At 66.0% G+C, this 14101-nt stretch carries 15 protein-coding genes; 8 read left to right on the top strand and 7 right to left on the bottom strand.

Going from position 1 to position 14101, the window contains the following annotated elements; all coding sequences use genetic code 11:
* Window positions 1–68 precede the first annotated feature (68 nt).
* From OG203_RS31940 to OG203_RS31930, 3 genes are all read left to right on the top strand, one after another.
* Entirely contained in the window at window positions 69–1559 is a 1491-nt protein-coding gene (locus OG203_RS31940) for an MFS transporter (RefSeq protein WP_405160943.1), read from the top strand.
* A gap of 201 nt (window positions 1560–1760) precedes the next feature.
* A complete protein-coding gene (locus OG203_RS31935; RefSeq protein WP_405160942.1) occupies window positions 1761–2228 on the top strand; it encodes a nitroreductase family deazaflavin-dependent oxidoreductase in 468 nt (155 codons plus the stop codon).
* Window positions 2225–3409: an FAD-dependent oxidoreductase gene (locus OG203_RS31930; protein WP_405160941.1), complete on the top strand. Its 1185-nt coding sequence runs from the start codon at window positions 2225–2227 to the stop codon at window positions 3407–3409. The genes OG203_RS31935 and OG203_RS31930 overlap by 4 nt, the downstream gene beginning before the upstream one ends.
* 3 nt (window positions 3410–3412) lie before the next feature.
* Here OG203_RS31930 and OG203_RS31925 read toward each other — a convergent pair whose 3' ends face one another.
* Complete coding sequence (locus OG203_RS31925) at window positions 3413–4372, bottom strand: LysR family transcriptional regulator (protein ID WP_405160940.1); 960 nt, start codon at window positions 4370–4372, stop codon at window positions 3413–3415.
* A 166-nt stretch (window positions 4373–4538) separates the two neighbouring features.
* Here OG203_RS31925 and OG203_RS31920 point away from each other — a divergent pair, with 166 nt between their 5' ends.
* Window positions 4539–4961 (top strand): nuclear transport factor 2 family protein, encoded by a 423-nt coding sequence (locus tag OG203_RS31920; protein ID WP_405160939.1) that lies wholly within the window; start codon window positions 4539–4541, stop codon window positions 4959–4961.
* On the opposite strand, the gene OG203_RS31915 is transcribed toward OG203_RS31920, so the two are convergent.
* Window positions 4955–6013 carry a YncE family protein gene (locus tag OG203_RS31915; RefSeq protein ID WP_405160938.1) on the bottom strand — a complete coding sequence of 353 codons (1059 nt, stop codon included), beginning with the start codon at window positions 6011–6013 and terminating at the stop codon, window positions 4955–4957. The two genes, OG203_RS31920 and OG203_RS31915, sit on opposite strands and share 7 nt — an antisense overlap.
* Window positions 6014–6272: 259 nt before the next feature.
* On the opposite strand from OG203_RS31915, the gene gatB reads away from it, so the two are divergent.
* Window positions 6273–7778, top strand: coding sequence for an Asp-tRNA(Asn)/Glu-tRNA(Gln) amidotransferase subunit GatB (gene gatB, locus OG203_RS31910; RefSeq protein ID WP_405160937.1), 1506 nt, complete (start codon window positions 6273–6275; stop codon window positions 7776–7778).
* Between the two features lie 56 nt (window positions 7779–7834).
* Here gatB and OG203_RS31905 read toward each other — a convergent pair whose 3' ends face one another.
* Window positions 7835–8356: a cupin domain-containing protein gene (locus OG203_RS31905; protein WP_405160936.1), complete on the bottom strand. Its 522-nt coding sequence runs from the start codon at window positions 8354–8356 to the stop codon at window positions 7835–7837.
* A gap of 686 nt (window positions 8357–9042) precedes the next feature.
* Between OG203_RS31905 and OG203_RS31900 the strand changes: the two genes are divergently transcribed.
* Window positions 9043–9228: a hypothetical protein gene (locus OG203_RS31900; protein ID WP_405160935.1), complete on the top strand. Its 186-nt coding sequence runs from the start codon at window positions 9043–9045 to the stop codon at window positions 9226–9228.
* Window positions 9229–9232: 4 nt separating this feature from the next.
* Here OG203_RS31900 and OG203_RS31895 read toward each other — a convergent pair whose 3' ends face one another.
* The 3 genes from OG203_RS31895 to mca form a co-directional block, all read right to left on the bottom strand.
* Window positions 9233–9811 (bottom strand): TIGR03086 family metal-binding protein, encoded by a 579-nt coding sequence (locus OG203_RS31895; protein WP_405160934.1) that lies wholly within the window; start codon window positions 9809–9811, stop codon window positions 9233–9235.
* 411 nt (window positions 9812–10222) lie between these two features.
* Window positions 10223–10492 (bottom strand): hypothetical protein, encoded by a 270-nt coding sequence (locus OG203_RS31890; protein ID WP_405160933.1) that lies wholly within the window; start codon window positions 10490–10492, stop codon window positions 10223–10225.
* Window positions 10492–11358: a mycothiol conjugate amidase Mca gene (gene mca, locus OG203_RS31885; protein WP_405168066.1), complete on the bottom strand. Its 867-nt coding sequence runs from the start codon at window positions 11356–11358 to the stop codon at window positions 10492–10494. The genes OG203_RS31890 and mca overlap by 1 nt, the downstream gene beginning before the upstream one ends.
* Before the next feature lie 119 nt (window positions 11359–11477).
* On the opposite strand from mca, the gene OG203_RS31880 reads away from it, so the two are divergent.
* Together OG203_RS31880 and greA are read left to right on the top strand one after the other, a co-directional pair.
* Window positions 11478–11927 carry a DUF4307 domain-containing protein gene (locus OG203_RS31880; RefSeq protein WP_405160932.1) on the top strand — a complete coding sequence of 150 codons (450 nt, stop codon included), beginning with the start codon at window positions 11478–11480 and terminating at the stop codon, window positions 11925–11927.
* Between the two features lie 300 nt (window positions 11928–12227).
* A complete protein-coding gene (gene greA / locus OG203_RS31875) occupies window positions 12228–12722 on the top strand; it encodes a transcription elongation factor GreA (protein WP_040738717.1) in 495 nt (164 codons plus the stop codon).
* A 104-nt stretch (window positions 12723–12826) separates the two neighbouring features.
* Here greA and OG203_RS31870 read toward each other — a convergent pair whose 3' ends face one another.
* Window positions 12827–13969, bottom strand: a complete 1143-nt coding sequence (locus OG203_RS31870) for a cystathionine gamma-synthase (protein ID WP_405160931.1) — start codon at window positions 13967–13969, stop codon at window positions 12827–12829.
* Window positions 13970–14101: the final 132 nt, after the last annotated feature.

Here is a 14101-nt window from a genome sequence, read left to right as displayed (position 1 = left end):
TTGTCATTGTTGAAAGCCCTTGCCCGGCTTTACCTTTGATACCGAACTCCTAATCCATTCTGAAAGAGATGGCGATGAAAAAGCAGATCACTACATTCTCTATATGCGCCAGTACGGCGCTTGTATTCGGTTTAGGCGCCTCGGTGAACCTGGCCATCGGCAAATTGGCGACCAGCGCGCTGCACCCGTCATCGACGGCCGTGCTCTGGATTATCGACGCCTACCTGATCGTCTTCGGCTGCCTGCTCATCCCTGGTGGCGCGCTGGGTGACAAGCTCGGCCGCAAACGCATGATGCTGACCGGTTTGGTGATCCTGGCCGCCGGCTCGCTGATTTCGGCGGTGGTGCCCACCGTGGCACTCGTCATCGCGGGCCGCGGCCTGACCGGGTTGGGTGCGGCACTGATCCTGCCGAGCAGCCTGCCGCTGATGATGGCGGCCTATCCGCCGGAACGCCGCGAGCACGCCGTGGCGATCTGGACCTCCATGACCGCGGTCGGCGGGGTGCTCGGCAATGTCGCGGGCGGGGTAATCCTGCAGTACTTCGACTGGCAGATCCTGTTCGTCGTGGCAGCGCCGTTCGCCATCATCCTTGCCATCGTGCTCGCCTACGCAGCTCCCTCGGTTCCCGGTCACATGCGCCGGATCGACGCGGGCGGCTCCGCCACGCTCATCGTGACGGTGTTCGCGGTGATGTTCGCGGTGATCGAGGGACGCGCACTCGGCTGGACCCAGCCCGTGGTCGTCGGCGCCCTGGTGCTGGCCGTCGTCTTCGGCATCGTCTTCGTCCGGTACGAACTGCGGCAGGCCGAGCCGCTGCTCGACCCGAGGGTGTTCGGTGTTCCCGGTGCCCGGGCCGGTGCGATCGGGGTGTGCTGCTCGTTCCTGGCGATGTACGCGATGTTCTACTTCAACGGCCAGTATCTGATGAGTATCAAGGGCTACTCGGCGATGGTCGCCGGCTTCGCCGTTGTCCCGCTCGCCCTGCTCATGGCACTGCTCGCCCGGGTAACGCCGAAGCTCGGCCAGCGGTTCGGCAACCGTGCGATGGTGGTCGGCGGACTGCTCTGCCTCGCCCTCGGACTCGTGCTGCTCGGTTTCTGCACGGCCACCACGAGCTACCCGGTCTACCTGGTGTTCCTGCTGCTCATCGGCGCCGGTGCCGCGCTGTCGAACCCGGCGCTGTCCTCGGCGATCGTGTCCTCGCTGCCGCCCGCCCAGATGGGCACCGGCACCGGCCTGAACAGCTTCTCCCGGGAGTTCGGCGGTGCGCTCGGCCTGGCACTGTTCGGCACGCTGGTCGGTGGGATGTTCAGCCACCGGCTGTCGGAGTCGGGCATGTCCACCGACGGTCGCGATGTCGGCGCGGTGCTGCGCACGGCGGGCGCTAACGGCGCGGCGGTGCGCGATGCCTTCAGCTATGCGACGAACATCGGCTTCTGGGTCGTCGGCGGGATTCTCGTGGTCGCCACGCTGATCATCGCCTCCTGGCTGCCCGGCCGCGTCGCTCCGGGCGCGCCCGAGGGTGCTGCCGCCAAGGACAAGGTCGGCGTGCGCTGACGAATCACACACCTGAATCAGATTTCCGCGCACGGCACGGTCCGCACGTTCACTACGTGCGCTGACCGTGCCGTGCTGTTTGTCCGCAAGATGTGCCCGACCGCGATTGGGGCCGTAAGCCCTGTCGCCGCCCCGATTCTTCGCGCGATTATTCCATCGGAACTCGTCATTGCATCGACTATCAGAAACAGGACATCGACCATGCCACTCGACGGCGATTACGAACCGAGCGTCGCGCCCAACGCACGCGCCCAAGCCGAAATGTTCAAGGACTCGTCCGGGGCGGAAGGGGGAACCATGTACGGACGGCCCATCGTCCTGTTGACCACCAAGGGTAGACAGACCGGCAATCTGCGCCGGACCCCACTGCTGCGCGTCGAATACGACGGCGAATACGCGGTGGTGGCGTCGCGCCGCGGGGCTCCGGAAAACCCGAGCTGGTATTACAACGCCACCGCGCATCCGTTGGTCGAACTCCAGGACGGCGCGATCACCAGGGACTTCGTCGCTCGCGAGGTCTTCGACGACGAAAAGTCGGCCTGGTGGCAGCGTGCCACCGCGGTCTGGCCGGACTATCACGCCTACCAGCAGGCGACCACCCGCGCCATTCCCGTCCTTGTACTCAGCCCGGTGGAAACCACCGAGACCGACCGGAAGAGTACGAAATGAGTTCTCCTCGGATCATCATCATCGGCGCAGGCCCCGCCGGACTTTCCCTCGCACAGGGCCTGCGCACATTGGATGTCGGCGTCGACATCTATGAGCGGGACAATGCGTTGAATTCGAGAATGCAGGGCTACCGGGTGCATATGGAGCAGCAGGGTGTCGACGCGCTGGCCGAGATCCTGCCCGCGGATCTGTACGAGCTGTTTCTAGCGACGGCCGGTGTTCCGCTGCCCGAGCGGCTCATGTTCGATCACCACGCGGTGCCGATATCCAATACGACGATCCTCAACGAAGGCGTCCATCTCTCGGTCGATCGGATGACGCTGCGGGAGATTCTCACGACCGGCATCGAGGGCAGCGTGCACTTCGGTAAGGCGTTCGCCTCCTTCGAGGTGACCAATGACGAGGTCATCGTGCGTTTCGCCGACGGAACCAGCGCGCGCTGCGACATCCTGGTCGCGGCGGACGGCGTGAATTCCCCTGTGCGCCAGCAATTCCTGCCGCAGACCGACCTGGTCGACACCGGCCTGCGCCAGCTCTACGGGAAGATTCCGCTCACCGACAGCACCCGCGAGCTCTTCACCGACGACATGTACACGGTGATGACCCTGTTCGTCGGTCCGGACAAGAGTTTCATCGGCGTCGCGCCGCACCAGCCGCGCGGGCCGGTCACCGATACCGCCGAGCGGATCGCACCGCACGGTCGGCTGACCCAGGTCGACGACTACATGGTGTGCACCTTCGGTATTCATCACCGGCACCTGCCGTGGTCCGATGAGGAACTCCGGGCGATGTCGCAGTCCGACCTGAAGCGAATGACGCTGCGCCTCATCGATTCCTGGCATCCGATGGTCAAACGGATCGTGCGCACCTGGGACGCGGACACGCTGCTGCTGAATTTCCTGCGGACGAGCGTCCCGATCGAGCCGTGGCCGACCGGGCCGGTCACGTTCATGGGCGACGCGATCCACACGATGAGTCCGGTCGGCGGCATGGGCACCAGTGTCGCGTTGCGCGACGCGAACCTCCTTACCGCGCGGATCGCGGAGATCATCGCGGGCCGACCGGTGCTCGACGCCCTGGGTGACTATGAAAAAGAGATGACGGTTTACGGATTCGATGCCGTGCGCACGACAGCCAGGAACGGTCAGCGACTCGGCCAGAATCCGCTCCCGGTCGCGTAATCCCTACCGGTGCTCCGCTGTTCGCGGCGGAGCACCGGCAACGGCGGTCATGACCGGCGATTGTCCGTCGAGCTCGACGATGCTGGCGTTGACGCAGTGCCGTAGCCAGGCGTGCGCGGGGTCGACCTGATATCTGGCGTGCCAGGCCTGCGAGACGACCACGGGCGGCAGATCGAACGGTATGAGGAAGGTGCGCAGGTCGAGCAATGCGACGGTCTGCCGGCTCAGTTTTTCCGGGGCGAGACCGATGAGGTCGCTGCTGGCGACCACGTGCATGGAGGCCACCCAGCTCGGGACGGCCGTGACGACCTGCCGGTGCAAACCCAGTTCGGCGAGCTTCTCGTCGACCGGACCGCGCAGCTTGCCGCGCCGTGACGCGCTGAGGTGCTGCGCCTCGGCGTACCGGTGTGGCGTCAGCGCACCGGTCAGCAGCGGGTGGTTCGCGCGCACCACCGACACCATCCGATCCGTGATGAGTTCCTGGTGGTAGATGTCCGGAGCGGCACTGCTGATCACACCGATCTCGAGGTCGACCGCGCCGTCGCGCAGTGAGGTGGAACCCTCGACTTCCTCCGTGACGAAGCGCAGTGTCAGGCCGGGTGCCTTCGCGCGTACCCCGGCGAGCAGTGGGTTGACGATGGTGCCAACCAGTATGTCGTTGATCTGTACCGTGAAAGTCTTGGTGACACTGCTCAGCTCGGTCTCACCACCGCTGTCGAACAGTTGCTGAGCCTGGCCGACCAGCGCCTGCACCTGCTCGCGCAGGGCTACGGCACGCGGGGTAAGCACCATTTCCCGCCCGGCGCGCACCAGCAGCGGATCGTGGAATACGCGGCGCAACCGGCTGAGGGTCCGGCTCATGGTCGGCGGGGAGGTATGCAATCGCTCGGCTGCCGCGGTGACGCTGCGTTCGTCGAGCAACGCGTCCAACGCGGTCAGCAGATTGAGGTCGATGGATTGCATGGAAGGCAAGCTACCGCATTACCAGTTATCAAGCGGTGCTGCCGGTTTCGGTGGCAGCCGCGCGCCGGGCAGCAGGGTCGACTTGGGCCCACAGACTCTTATCCGCGCGGGCGCCGGCGGCGAATAGTGGTGTCTACCAGCCAGATATAACCACAGGGAGATGACAATGTCTGCAGTCGGCGACGGTACCTATATTGCGGTCCAGCGGTTGTATGCGGCCCTGGCCGCGGCGCTCGACGAGGAGAGGTTCGAGGAGGCCGCGGCACTGTTCACCGACGACGCGGAGCTTGTCTATGCGGCGGGTCGTCCACCGGTGCGTACGCGCAAGGCCATCCTCGACGATCTCGTCGAGCACAATCGCACCCGACCGGATCGGCAGGCGCGGCGACGGCACTGGTTCGGTCAGATCCGGCTGGCCCACGCCGACGACGGTGGGTTCACCTCGGACGCTTACGCATTGATCGTCAGTACGAATCCCGGCGAATCGCCCGCCATCATGGTCAGCGGAGCCGTGCACGACGTCATTGTCGAGAAGGGCGATTCCTACCTGTTCAGCAGCCGGTCCGTGCGCCGGGACGGTGCTCAGTGACGAGGCGGGATGAAGGCCATACCGTGCGCGCCCTGGTTCGAGATCCCCTGGCCCGCTGGTGATTGCGCGCCACGGTCGACTTCGAGGGTGTCCGCCACCTGGTAGGTGTGCAGGTCGATCACGCTCACGGTGCCCGAGTGCAGGTTGGAGACGAACGCCGTCGCGCCGTCGGGCGTGGCGGTGATGTTGATCGGGCCGATGCCGACCTCGAATTCGGCGAGGGGCCGGTAGCTGACGGCGTCGAAGATCGAGAGCCATCCGTTGCGGGTCTCGAATCCGTCGCCGTCGGCGGCGCGCGGCCACTGTGCGACGAGCAGTTTCTCGTCGGCGGTCACGTGCACCGGGCCCGGCGCGTTCGACAGCCGGATGCGGTGCACGATCTCGTCGGTCGCGACCGCGACGACCTCGATGATGTCGACCTCGGCGCCGGGATCAACGGGGACGAAGAAGGTCGGTGTGGCCACGAACAGCCGTGATCCGTTGGGCGACAACGCGAGGCCCTCGCTGCCGGTGACCGGAACGCGGCGTACCTGACCACCGTCGGCGAGGTCGAGAACCGAGATGTACGGGGCCTTCTTGTTCGCGGTATACGCCTTGCGCCCGTCCGGGGTGAGCACGGCCCAGTGCGGCACCGGCGCCTCCGCCGAATATCGGTCGATCGGCTTATTGGTGGTTTGGTCGACGGCGATCAAACCCCCCGGGCCGTTCGGTCCCTCCTCGACACTGACGTAGAGCAGTTGCCGGGCCGGGTCGAGTTGGAGGCCGTGCGGTGCGTGTTCGGGTGCGAGGTCGATGACCTCGACGATCGCGTGGGTGTCCACGTCGACCACGGTGATCTCGTGGCCCTTCTCCTCGTGTGCGAGGTAGTGCCCCGAGCGGTAGGTGTGGCTCGCGTACACCACCCGCCGCGTTGGATCGAAGCACAGTTCGTGGCCCTGGGGCAGGACGTCGACGAGGTGGGTGCGGTGGCCGGTGTCGAGGTCGAAGAAGCTCAGGGTCGAGCCACTCTGGCTGAGCACGGCGAGCTGAGAACCGGGAGCGCGCATAGGCATGTCTGTCCTCCAATGTCATTTCGCACCAACATAAGTGGATCGGTGGAAGTCCGCCGATGACACCATCGTTGTCAGCCCGCTGGTTGTCGGCAATGCCAATGTTGGACACAGTACTTTTCACGTCATGAAATCGAGCCGGTCGCACCGACAAGATCGCGGACAGGGTGTCGGATCCGGCAGGTACGGTCATCGGTAGGCCCAGCGCGGGGCGCCGCAGGCACGAAATCGAAGGGGGAAGGGGCGCGCGCCCCGGACTGCAATGAGTACGCGGACAGATGAGCTGATGGACTACGCCGACGTTGTCGCCCGCTTCGAGCCGGTGCTCGGGATGGAGATCCACGTCGAGCTCGGCACGACGACGAAGATGTTCTGTGGCTGCCCGACCGAGTTCGGCGCCGAGCCCAATACCCAGGTCTGCCCGACGTGTCTCGGGCTGCCCGGTGCACTGCCGGTGGTCAATTCGGCCGCGGTGGAGTCCGCGATCCGCGTCGGGCTGGCGCTGAACTGTGTGATCCCGCCGTGGAGTCGGTTCGCCCGCAAGAACTACTTCTATCCGGACCAGCCGAAGAACTACCAGATCACCCAGTTCGACGAGCCGATCGCGGTGGACGGCTACCTCGACGTGCCGCTCGATGACGGCAGCGTCGTCCGGGTGGCGATCGAACGCGTCCAGATGGAGGAAGACACCGGCAAGTCGCTGCACATCGGCGGCAGCACCGGCCGCATCCACGGTGCGAGTCATTCACTGCTCGACTACAACCGCGCCGGGGTGCCGCTGATCGAGATCGTGACCAAGCCCGTCACCGGCGCGGGCGAACGCGCGCCCGAGGTGGCGCGCGCGTGCGTGACGGCGCTGCGCGATCTACTCGGGGCGCTCGAGGTCTCGAACGTGAAGATGGAGCAGGGGGCGTTGCGCTGCGATGCCAACGTCTCGCTGATGCCCCTCGGCGCAACACAATTCGGTACCCGAAGCGAGACGAAGAACGTCAACTCGCTGCGCAGCGTGGAGACCGCGGTCCGATTCGAAATGCGCCGCCAGGGCGCGGTGCTTGCCACCGGTGGCGAGGTGATCCAGGAGACCCGGCATTTCCACGAGGGCGAGGGGACGACCTCGCCGGGTCGCCGCAAGGAAACCGCCGACGACTACCGGTATTTCCCCGAGCCCGACCTGAGACCTGTTGCCCACGAAGCGGACCTGGTCGAGCGATTGCGCGCGACGCTGCCCGAGCTGCCGTGGTTGCGCCGCGCCCGCATCCAGACCGACTGGGGACTGTCGAACGAGGTAATGCGCGACCTGGTCAACGCGGGGGCACTCGAGCTGATCATCGCCACCGTCGACGCGGGCGCCGCGCCGACCCCGGCCCGGTCGTGGTGGGTCGCCTACCTCACGGAGAAGGCCAACGAGCTGCGCGTCGAACTCGACGCGCTGGCGATCACGCCAGCCCAGGTGGCCGCCGTGATCACGCTGGTCGAGGCGAAGACCATCAACAACAAGGTTGCCAAGCAGGTTGTCGACTACGTGCTCGCGGGCGAGGGGGAACCGGACGCCATCGTCGCGGCCCGCGGGCTGGGTATCGTCGGCGACGTCGCCGCGCTCGAGGCCGAGGTGGCCAAGGCGCTGGCGGCCAACCCGGATATCGCCGAGAAGATCCGTGGCGGTAAGCAGCAGGCCGCGGGCAAGATCGTCGGCGACGTGATGAAGGCGACCAGGGGGCAGGCCGACGCCGCTCGAGTACGCGAGTTGGTGCTCGAGGCATGTGGGTAACCGCGCATCGCAGGCCCCGGGGCGGGTAAGGGCGACCGGGGCTGCGCGACGAACTGTCAGACCGAGGTAGGCGCGGCGATCTCGGTGAGTTGCTCGATGCCGTGACGCTTACGGATCTCGACGATCTTGGCCATATCGGGCGGAGCCTCACCGGTGAACTGCGCGCCGAGCTCACGCAGATACTCCTCGTGCCCGGCGGGCGATGCCTGGAACAACATCCTGGCGGGCTTGTCACCCGGATTGCCGAACGCGTGCGGGCACCCCGGCGGCACGTACATCACCGTGCCCGCCTTAGCCCGCAGCACCCGCTCCCCCGTGCCGGAAACCCAGTCCTGCCAACGGGGAACGCCGTAGTCCGCCGGTTCGAAGGCGAGCAGGTCGAGCTCGCCTTCGAGGACGTAGAACAGTTCCTCGGTGCTCTCGTGGCGATGGGCGCCGACGTCGAACCCGGGCGGGACCCGCACCTCGAAGGTCGAGGTGTACGGGCTGTCTTGTGCGGACACCTTCATGTCCAATTCGAGCGCGCCGATGCGGATGAGTTCTCCGCCACCGGGCTGGATGCGCATTCCTCGTGCCATCATGCCTCCTCGTACCGTGTCTAGGACGGCTCAATCCTCTTGCACGGGGCGGATTTCCAGCGAGGGCCCGCAGGCCTAACCTTGCCCTGACCTCGATCTTTCGTGCGGGGTTGACTCTCCAGGCGCTGGAACGTTCAGGCTGGCCTCACATCCGACGAGGCGACTGGAGAACCCGGCGTACACCGACGCGGTCGAGACGCTCTACCGAACCGCCTACGGCGCCAAGAAGATCGCGAAGGCGGCCGGGCAGGACTTCGTGGTACCGAAGTTGGAGGGGCTGTGGTGGGTGGAATCCGACGAGCCCGCGCTGACGGTGCCGCGCGAGCAGTGGCACTGGAAGCTGATGATCCGGATGCCGGCCCGCGCAAGGCCTCGACCACACGGTCCGCCGCATCGCCGAAAAATAAGATGCGCCGGTCGAATTCGACCCGATACAGTTCGCATTGCGCCCGGTGCGCGGACAACGGTTGATTCGCCCGAATCGGCGGATCCGGTAGAACCGCCTGTCATTTGGATCGAATATGCGTCGAGTCGATGATGTCCGTCGCATACCGCGTACTCCGGCGCGCACGAACACGCACCCCATAGTGCGCGGCATACATTTCCCTCGTATGCCCGAAATACAGTGGGCGCGTACGAAATAGGGGCCGATATACCTGCATGTGAAACGAAAGGGCAGAATTGCCATGCGCAAATTCAGCATTACCCGTCGAAATGCCGACGGCGCCCGGGATATCAGCGCGGCAACGTCCTGGGTACACGCCGAGCTGCACGCACCGCATCGCAACCACGGTGGCCGACTCGACTACGAGCAGGTCGCGGCCCGCGATCTGCTGCTCCTCGCGGCCTCGACCGTGGTGCGGATCCGGTAGCGCGCTACGGGGTCCGCGCCAGCACTTCCCGGCCGACGTAACCGAGCAACCGGCGATGAGCAGGCTCGTCGTCCGCGACGGCGACCTCGGCGCCGAAGATGCCGGGGGCGCGGAACTTGTCGATGCCGCCCCTGCCCTGCATGGTGGCGAGAAGTTCGCCGCACAGTTCGTCGTCGGCCAGATCGGGCCTGTCGATGGCGACCGCGAGGTCGACGCCGTGCACAACCAGTTCGGTGAGATGTACCAGAGCGGCCGCCTGCGCGGGCAGATCGCCCAGCGAGATGTGCACGGTGTTGTCGAGCGCGTCGGGCCGGTGCCAGGCCGCCCGATCCACCTCGGCGGCCGCCGCGTACGCGCCCTGCGGATCCCCGCCGAGCCAATCGGATTCATGATCGGCGCCCGAATCCGTGCCGCTCAGCGCGGCCGCGAAGACGTGCATGCCACCGACCAAGTGGTTGAGCACGGTGCGCACATCCCACTCCCGGCATGGCGTCGGCGCGGCCATCGTGCTGTCGTCCAGGACTGCGACGATCACGCTCGTCGCGTCGAGGGCACGGTCGATCTGTCCGATCACGTTGTCCATGAGCTTCCTTCGGTCGAACGGTCTGGCTGAATTGGTAACACAGGCGGGCGACATACGGAGGCCGTTGCGAAAGCTGCTCGCGGCGAATTAGGTTGCCAGCAGTGTGCTTCTCGGTGGCCGTTGGATTAAGCGGATGCGCGGGCCGAATACATCTCGCTACAGTGTGCAATGCGTTCGGTGCGCACGCAACGGCCGTCGCGGAACGTTTGAAAACTGTTGCGCTGGCGGCGTTGCGGACCGTAGAGCGCACTACGCAGAGCTGTGAAGCTGACAACCACTTCGATTAAGCTGCACCCGCAAAGATTTCTTTATCCAGTTCAGATGTCGCTTAAACCCGTTACCCTCTAACGATTTCGACGCCGCGCTCCACCGAATGGTGTCGCACGGCGTCGAATTCGGCACTACGCCAAGTCAGGTCTTTTCGGCTCTGCCGTCCGACTCGACCTCGTCGGACCTTGTGGTGATGCCGCGCTCGGTGCCCTCGTCGGCCTCCTGGTCCGGTTCCGGATGCTCCGGCTCGAACGTCGCGGGCAGCTTCTTGAGGTGCTTGTTCATCGACCGAACCAGCAGCACCGTGCCGGCGAGCAGGATCAGGATGATGACCAAGCCGAGCGGGGACGCCTTGCCGAACTCCGGCCCGGTCGGGGTGCCGCCGGGAGCCTGGGCGAGCAGAACCAGCATCACCGCTGCTCGTCTTCGATACCGGCGAACAGATCGGTCTCCGGCAGCGCCGTCTTGACCCTGGTCTTGGCCAGCTCGAACTCCTCGGTCGGCCAGAGCCGCTGCTGTAGCTCGAGCGGGATGGCGAAGAACGCGCCGTTCGGGTCGATCTGGGTCGCGTGCGCGCGCAGGGCGTCGTCGCGCTGCGGAAAGTACTTGGCGCAGTCGATCTGTGTGGTAACCCTGGAGAACACGTCGCCGCGCTCTGGCACGTACTTGCGCATCCGGTCCAGCCACTCCTGCAGCGGGAACGGCTCACCCATCCGCTCGTACTCCTCGGCGAAGACCTCCATCCGCCGACCGGTGAACCCGTGGTCGTAGTACAGCTTCAGCGGCGTCCACGGCTCGCCCGCGTCGGGGAACCGCGCCGGGTCGCCCGCCGCCTCGTACGCGGCGACCGATACCTCGTGGCAGCGGATGTGGTCCGGGTGCGGGTAGCCGCCCATCTCGTCGTAGGTCGTCATCACGTGCGGCTTGAACTCGCGCACCACCCGGACGAGTGCCTCGGTGGCCTCCTCCAGCGGTACCACCGCGAAGCTGCCCTCCGGCAGCGGCGGCAGCGGATCACCCTCCGGCAGACCGGAATCGACGAATCCGAGCCAGTGCTGGCGCACGCCGAGCGCACGCGCCGCGGCGGCCATCTCCTCGCGCCGGACCTCGTTGATCCGATCGAGGACACCGGGGGTGTCCATCGCGGGGTTCAGGATGCTGCCACGTTCGCCACCGGTCAGCGTCACGACGAGGACGTCGTGTCCTTCGTCGGCGTACCGGGCGGTCGTCGCGGCACCCTTACTCGATTCGTCGTCGGGGTGGGCATGCACCGCCATGAGGCGAAGGCCACTCACGTCTCGTTCACCATCGCTCTCGCTCGCGGGTGTCGGGTCTTCGTTCCCTATAGTTCCATTCGACCCACTTTTGTTCCGACGTACCCCCCGGGAGCGACCTTGTGACCGATCGAAGCGACGCCTCGGTTCCGGCGACGAGCAGTAGGCCGACCGACCGGTACGGAACCAAGCCTGCGGTCGAGCGCCGTTGGCTGCCGCTGGTCCTCGGCGTGGTCGTGGTGTTGCTCGGGTGCGGTGTCGCCTTCGTCGGCTACCAGAAGTACGGACCGAAGGACATCGAGTCCGAGCAGCTCGGCTACACCATCGTCGACGACGCCACCATGACGATCCGGATCAAGGTCACCCGCAAGGACCCTGGACAACCTGCGGTATGTTTCGTCCGCGCGATGGCGCGCGACAGCGTCGAGGTCGGCCGCCGCGAGGTGCTGATCGAGCCGTCTACCAGCGGCACGATCGAGCAGACCACCACGGTCAAGACATCGTCTCGACCAGCGTCGAGCAGTATCTACGGTTGCAGCGGGCAGGTTCCCAGCTATCTCCGAGCAGGGTGATATGCCTCTTTTGCCGTACCATTTCTCCTCGAAATTAACTCCGACCTGCACGTTTGTGATTCATGCTAAAATGGCCTGATACACGGTTCCGGGGTTCGGAGCCGTGTTTGCTGCATTGGCGGCCAGCGCTATCTGTTCCGGATTATGAGCTTTGCCCGGAACCAGGGTCTGTCGGGGTTCGATGAACTTCCCAGGATCGCTCTAGCCGTCGACTGGTGCGTGCCCGCCCCACGGGTGGGTACTGCGGCAGTTATCAGGGAATCCCGGCCTGCCGGGAACAACTACTAGGGAGTGATCGAGATGACTGAGACGCAAGTGACTTGGCTGACCCCGGAGTCGCACGACAGGCTCAAGGGCGAACTCGATGCGCTCATTGCCAATCGTCCCGTTATCGCTGCCGAGATCAACGAACGCCGTGAAGAGGGCGACCTCAAGGAGAACGGCGGATACCACGCCGCGCGCGAGGAGCAGGGCCAGCAGGAGGCGCGCATCCGCCAGCTGCAGGAGCTGCTGAACAACGCCAAGGTCGGTGTCGCGCCGACCAAGTCCGGCGTCGCACTCCCCGGCTCGGTCGTCAAGGTCTACTACGACGGCGACGAGTCCGACACCGAGACCTTCCTCATCGCCACCCGCGAAGAGGGCCTGAACGACTCCAAGCTGGAGACCTACTCGCCCGCGTCCCCGCTCGGCGGCGCGCTGATCGACGCCAAGGTCGGCGACACCCGCGAGTACACGCTGCCCAACGGCAAGACGATGAAGGTCACCCTGGTCAGCGCGGAGCCGTACCACAGCTGACGCTGCCGGCCGTGGTCTCCCGCGACCCGGCCGACCCGTTCCCCTGAGACACGAACGGCCGCACCCGATTCCGAGGTGCGGCCGTTTCGTCATGCTCGCTGTTCCTAGCCGAGCGCCTGCTCGATATCGGCGAGCAGGTCGGCGGCGTCCTCGATGCCGACCGACAGCCGCACCAGGTCCGCAGGCACCTCGAGCACGGAACCCTCGGTGGACGCGTGCGTCATCGCGGCCGGGTGCTCGATCAGCGATTCCACCCCGCCGAGCGACTCCGCGAGGGTGAAAACCTTGGTGCGCGAGCAGAAGTCGCGGGCCGCGGCCGCGCCGCCGTTCAGCCGCACCGAGATCATGCCGCCGAACCGGCGCATCTGCTTGGCGGCGACCGCGTGGCCAGGGTGCTCCGGCAGACCCGGGTAGATCACCTGCGAGATGGCCGGATGCCTGGTCAGGAATTCGGCGATGGTCTCGGCGTTGTCGCAGTGCCGATCCATCCGCACGGCAAGGGTTTTGGTACCGCGCAGGGTGAGGAAGGCGTCGAACGGGCCGGGGACCGCGCCCGCGCCGTTCTGCAGGAAGGCGAACGCCGCGTCGAGTTCGGGATCGTTGGTGATCAGCGCGCCGCCGACCACGTCGGAGTGCCCGCCGAGGTACTTGGTGGTCGAGTGCGTGACGACGTCGGCGCCGAGCAGCAGCGGCTGCTGCAGGTACGGGGTGGCGAAGGTGTTGTCGACCACCAGCTTCGCGCCGGTGCCGTGCGCGATATCGGCGAGCGCCGGGATATCGCCGATGCTCAGCAGCGGGTTGGTCGGGGTCTCGACCCACACCAGCTTGGTGTTCGGCCGGATCGCCGCGCGCATCTCGTCCACATCGAAGACGTGCGCGGGCGAGTGCTCGATGCCCCACTGGCTGAACACCTTGTCGATCAGGCGGAAGGTGCCGCCGTACGCGTCGTCCGGGATGACGATGTGGTCACCGGGCCGCAGGATGGCGCGAATGGCACAGTCGGTGGCGGCCATGCCCGAGGCGAACGCCCGGCCGTACGTGCCGGATTCGAGCGCGGCAAGGTTCGCTTCCAGCGCGGACCGGGTCGGGTTGCCGGTGCGGGCGTACTCGAAACCACCGCGCATACCGCCGACGCCGTCCTGGGCGAACGTCGAACTCGCGTAGATGGGCACGTTCACCGCGCCGGTCTGCGGGTCGGGATCGAATCCGGCATGCACAGCTCGTGTGGAGAACCCCAGCTCACTCATTCCTCTACCCTAACCAGGGGCGATCTCCGGGCAACCCCCTGGTTCTCCCGGACCGGCGCGGTGTCGATATTCACACCCCGGTTCCGATCGAGTTACGCAGCTAGCGCGAGTGGACCGGAAATTTTCTGCTGA

The sequence above is a fragment of the Nocardia sp. NBC_01499 genome (assembly GCF_045040275.1).
GTDB lineage: Bacteria > Actinomycetota > Actinomycetes > Mycobacteriales > Mycobacteriaceae > Nocardia.
This window is presented reverse-complemented; position numbering and strand designations above follow the sequence as displayed.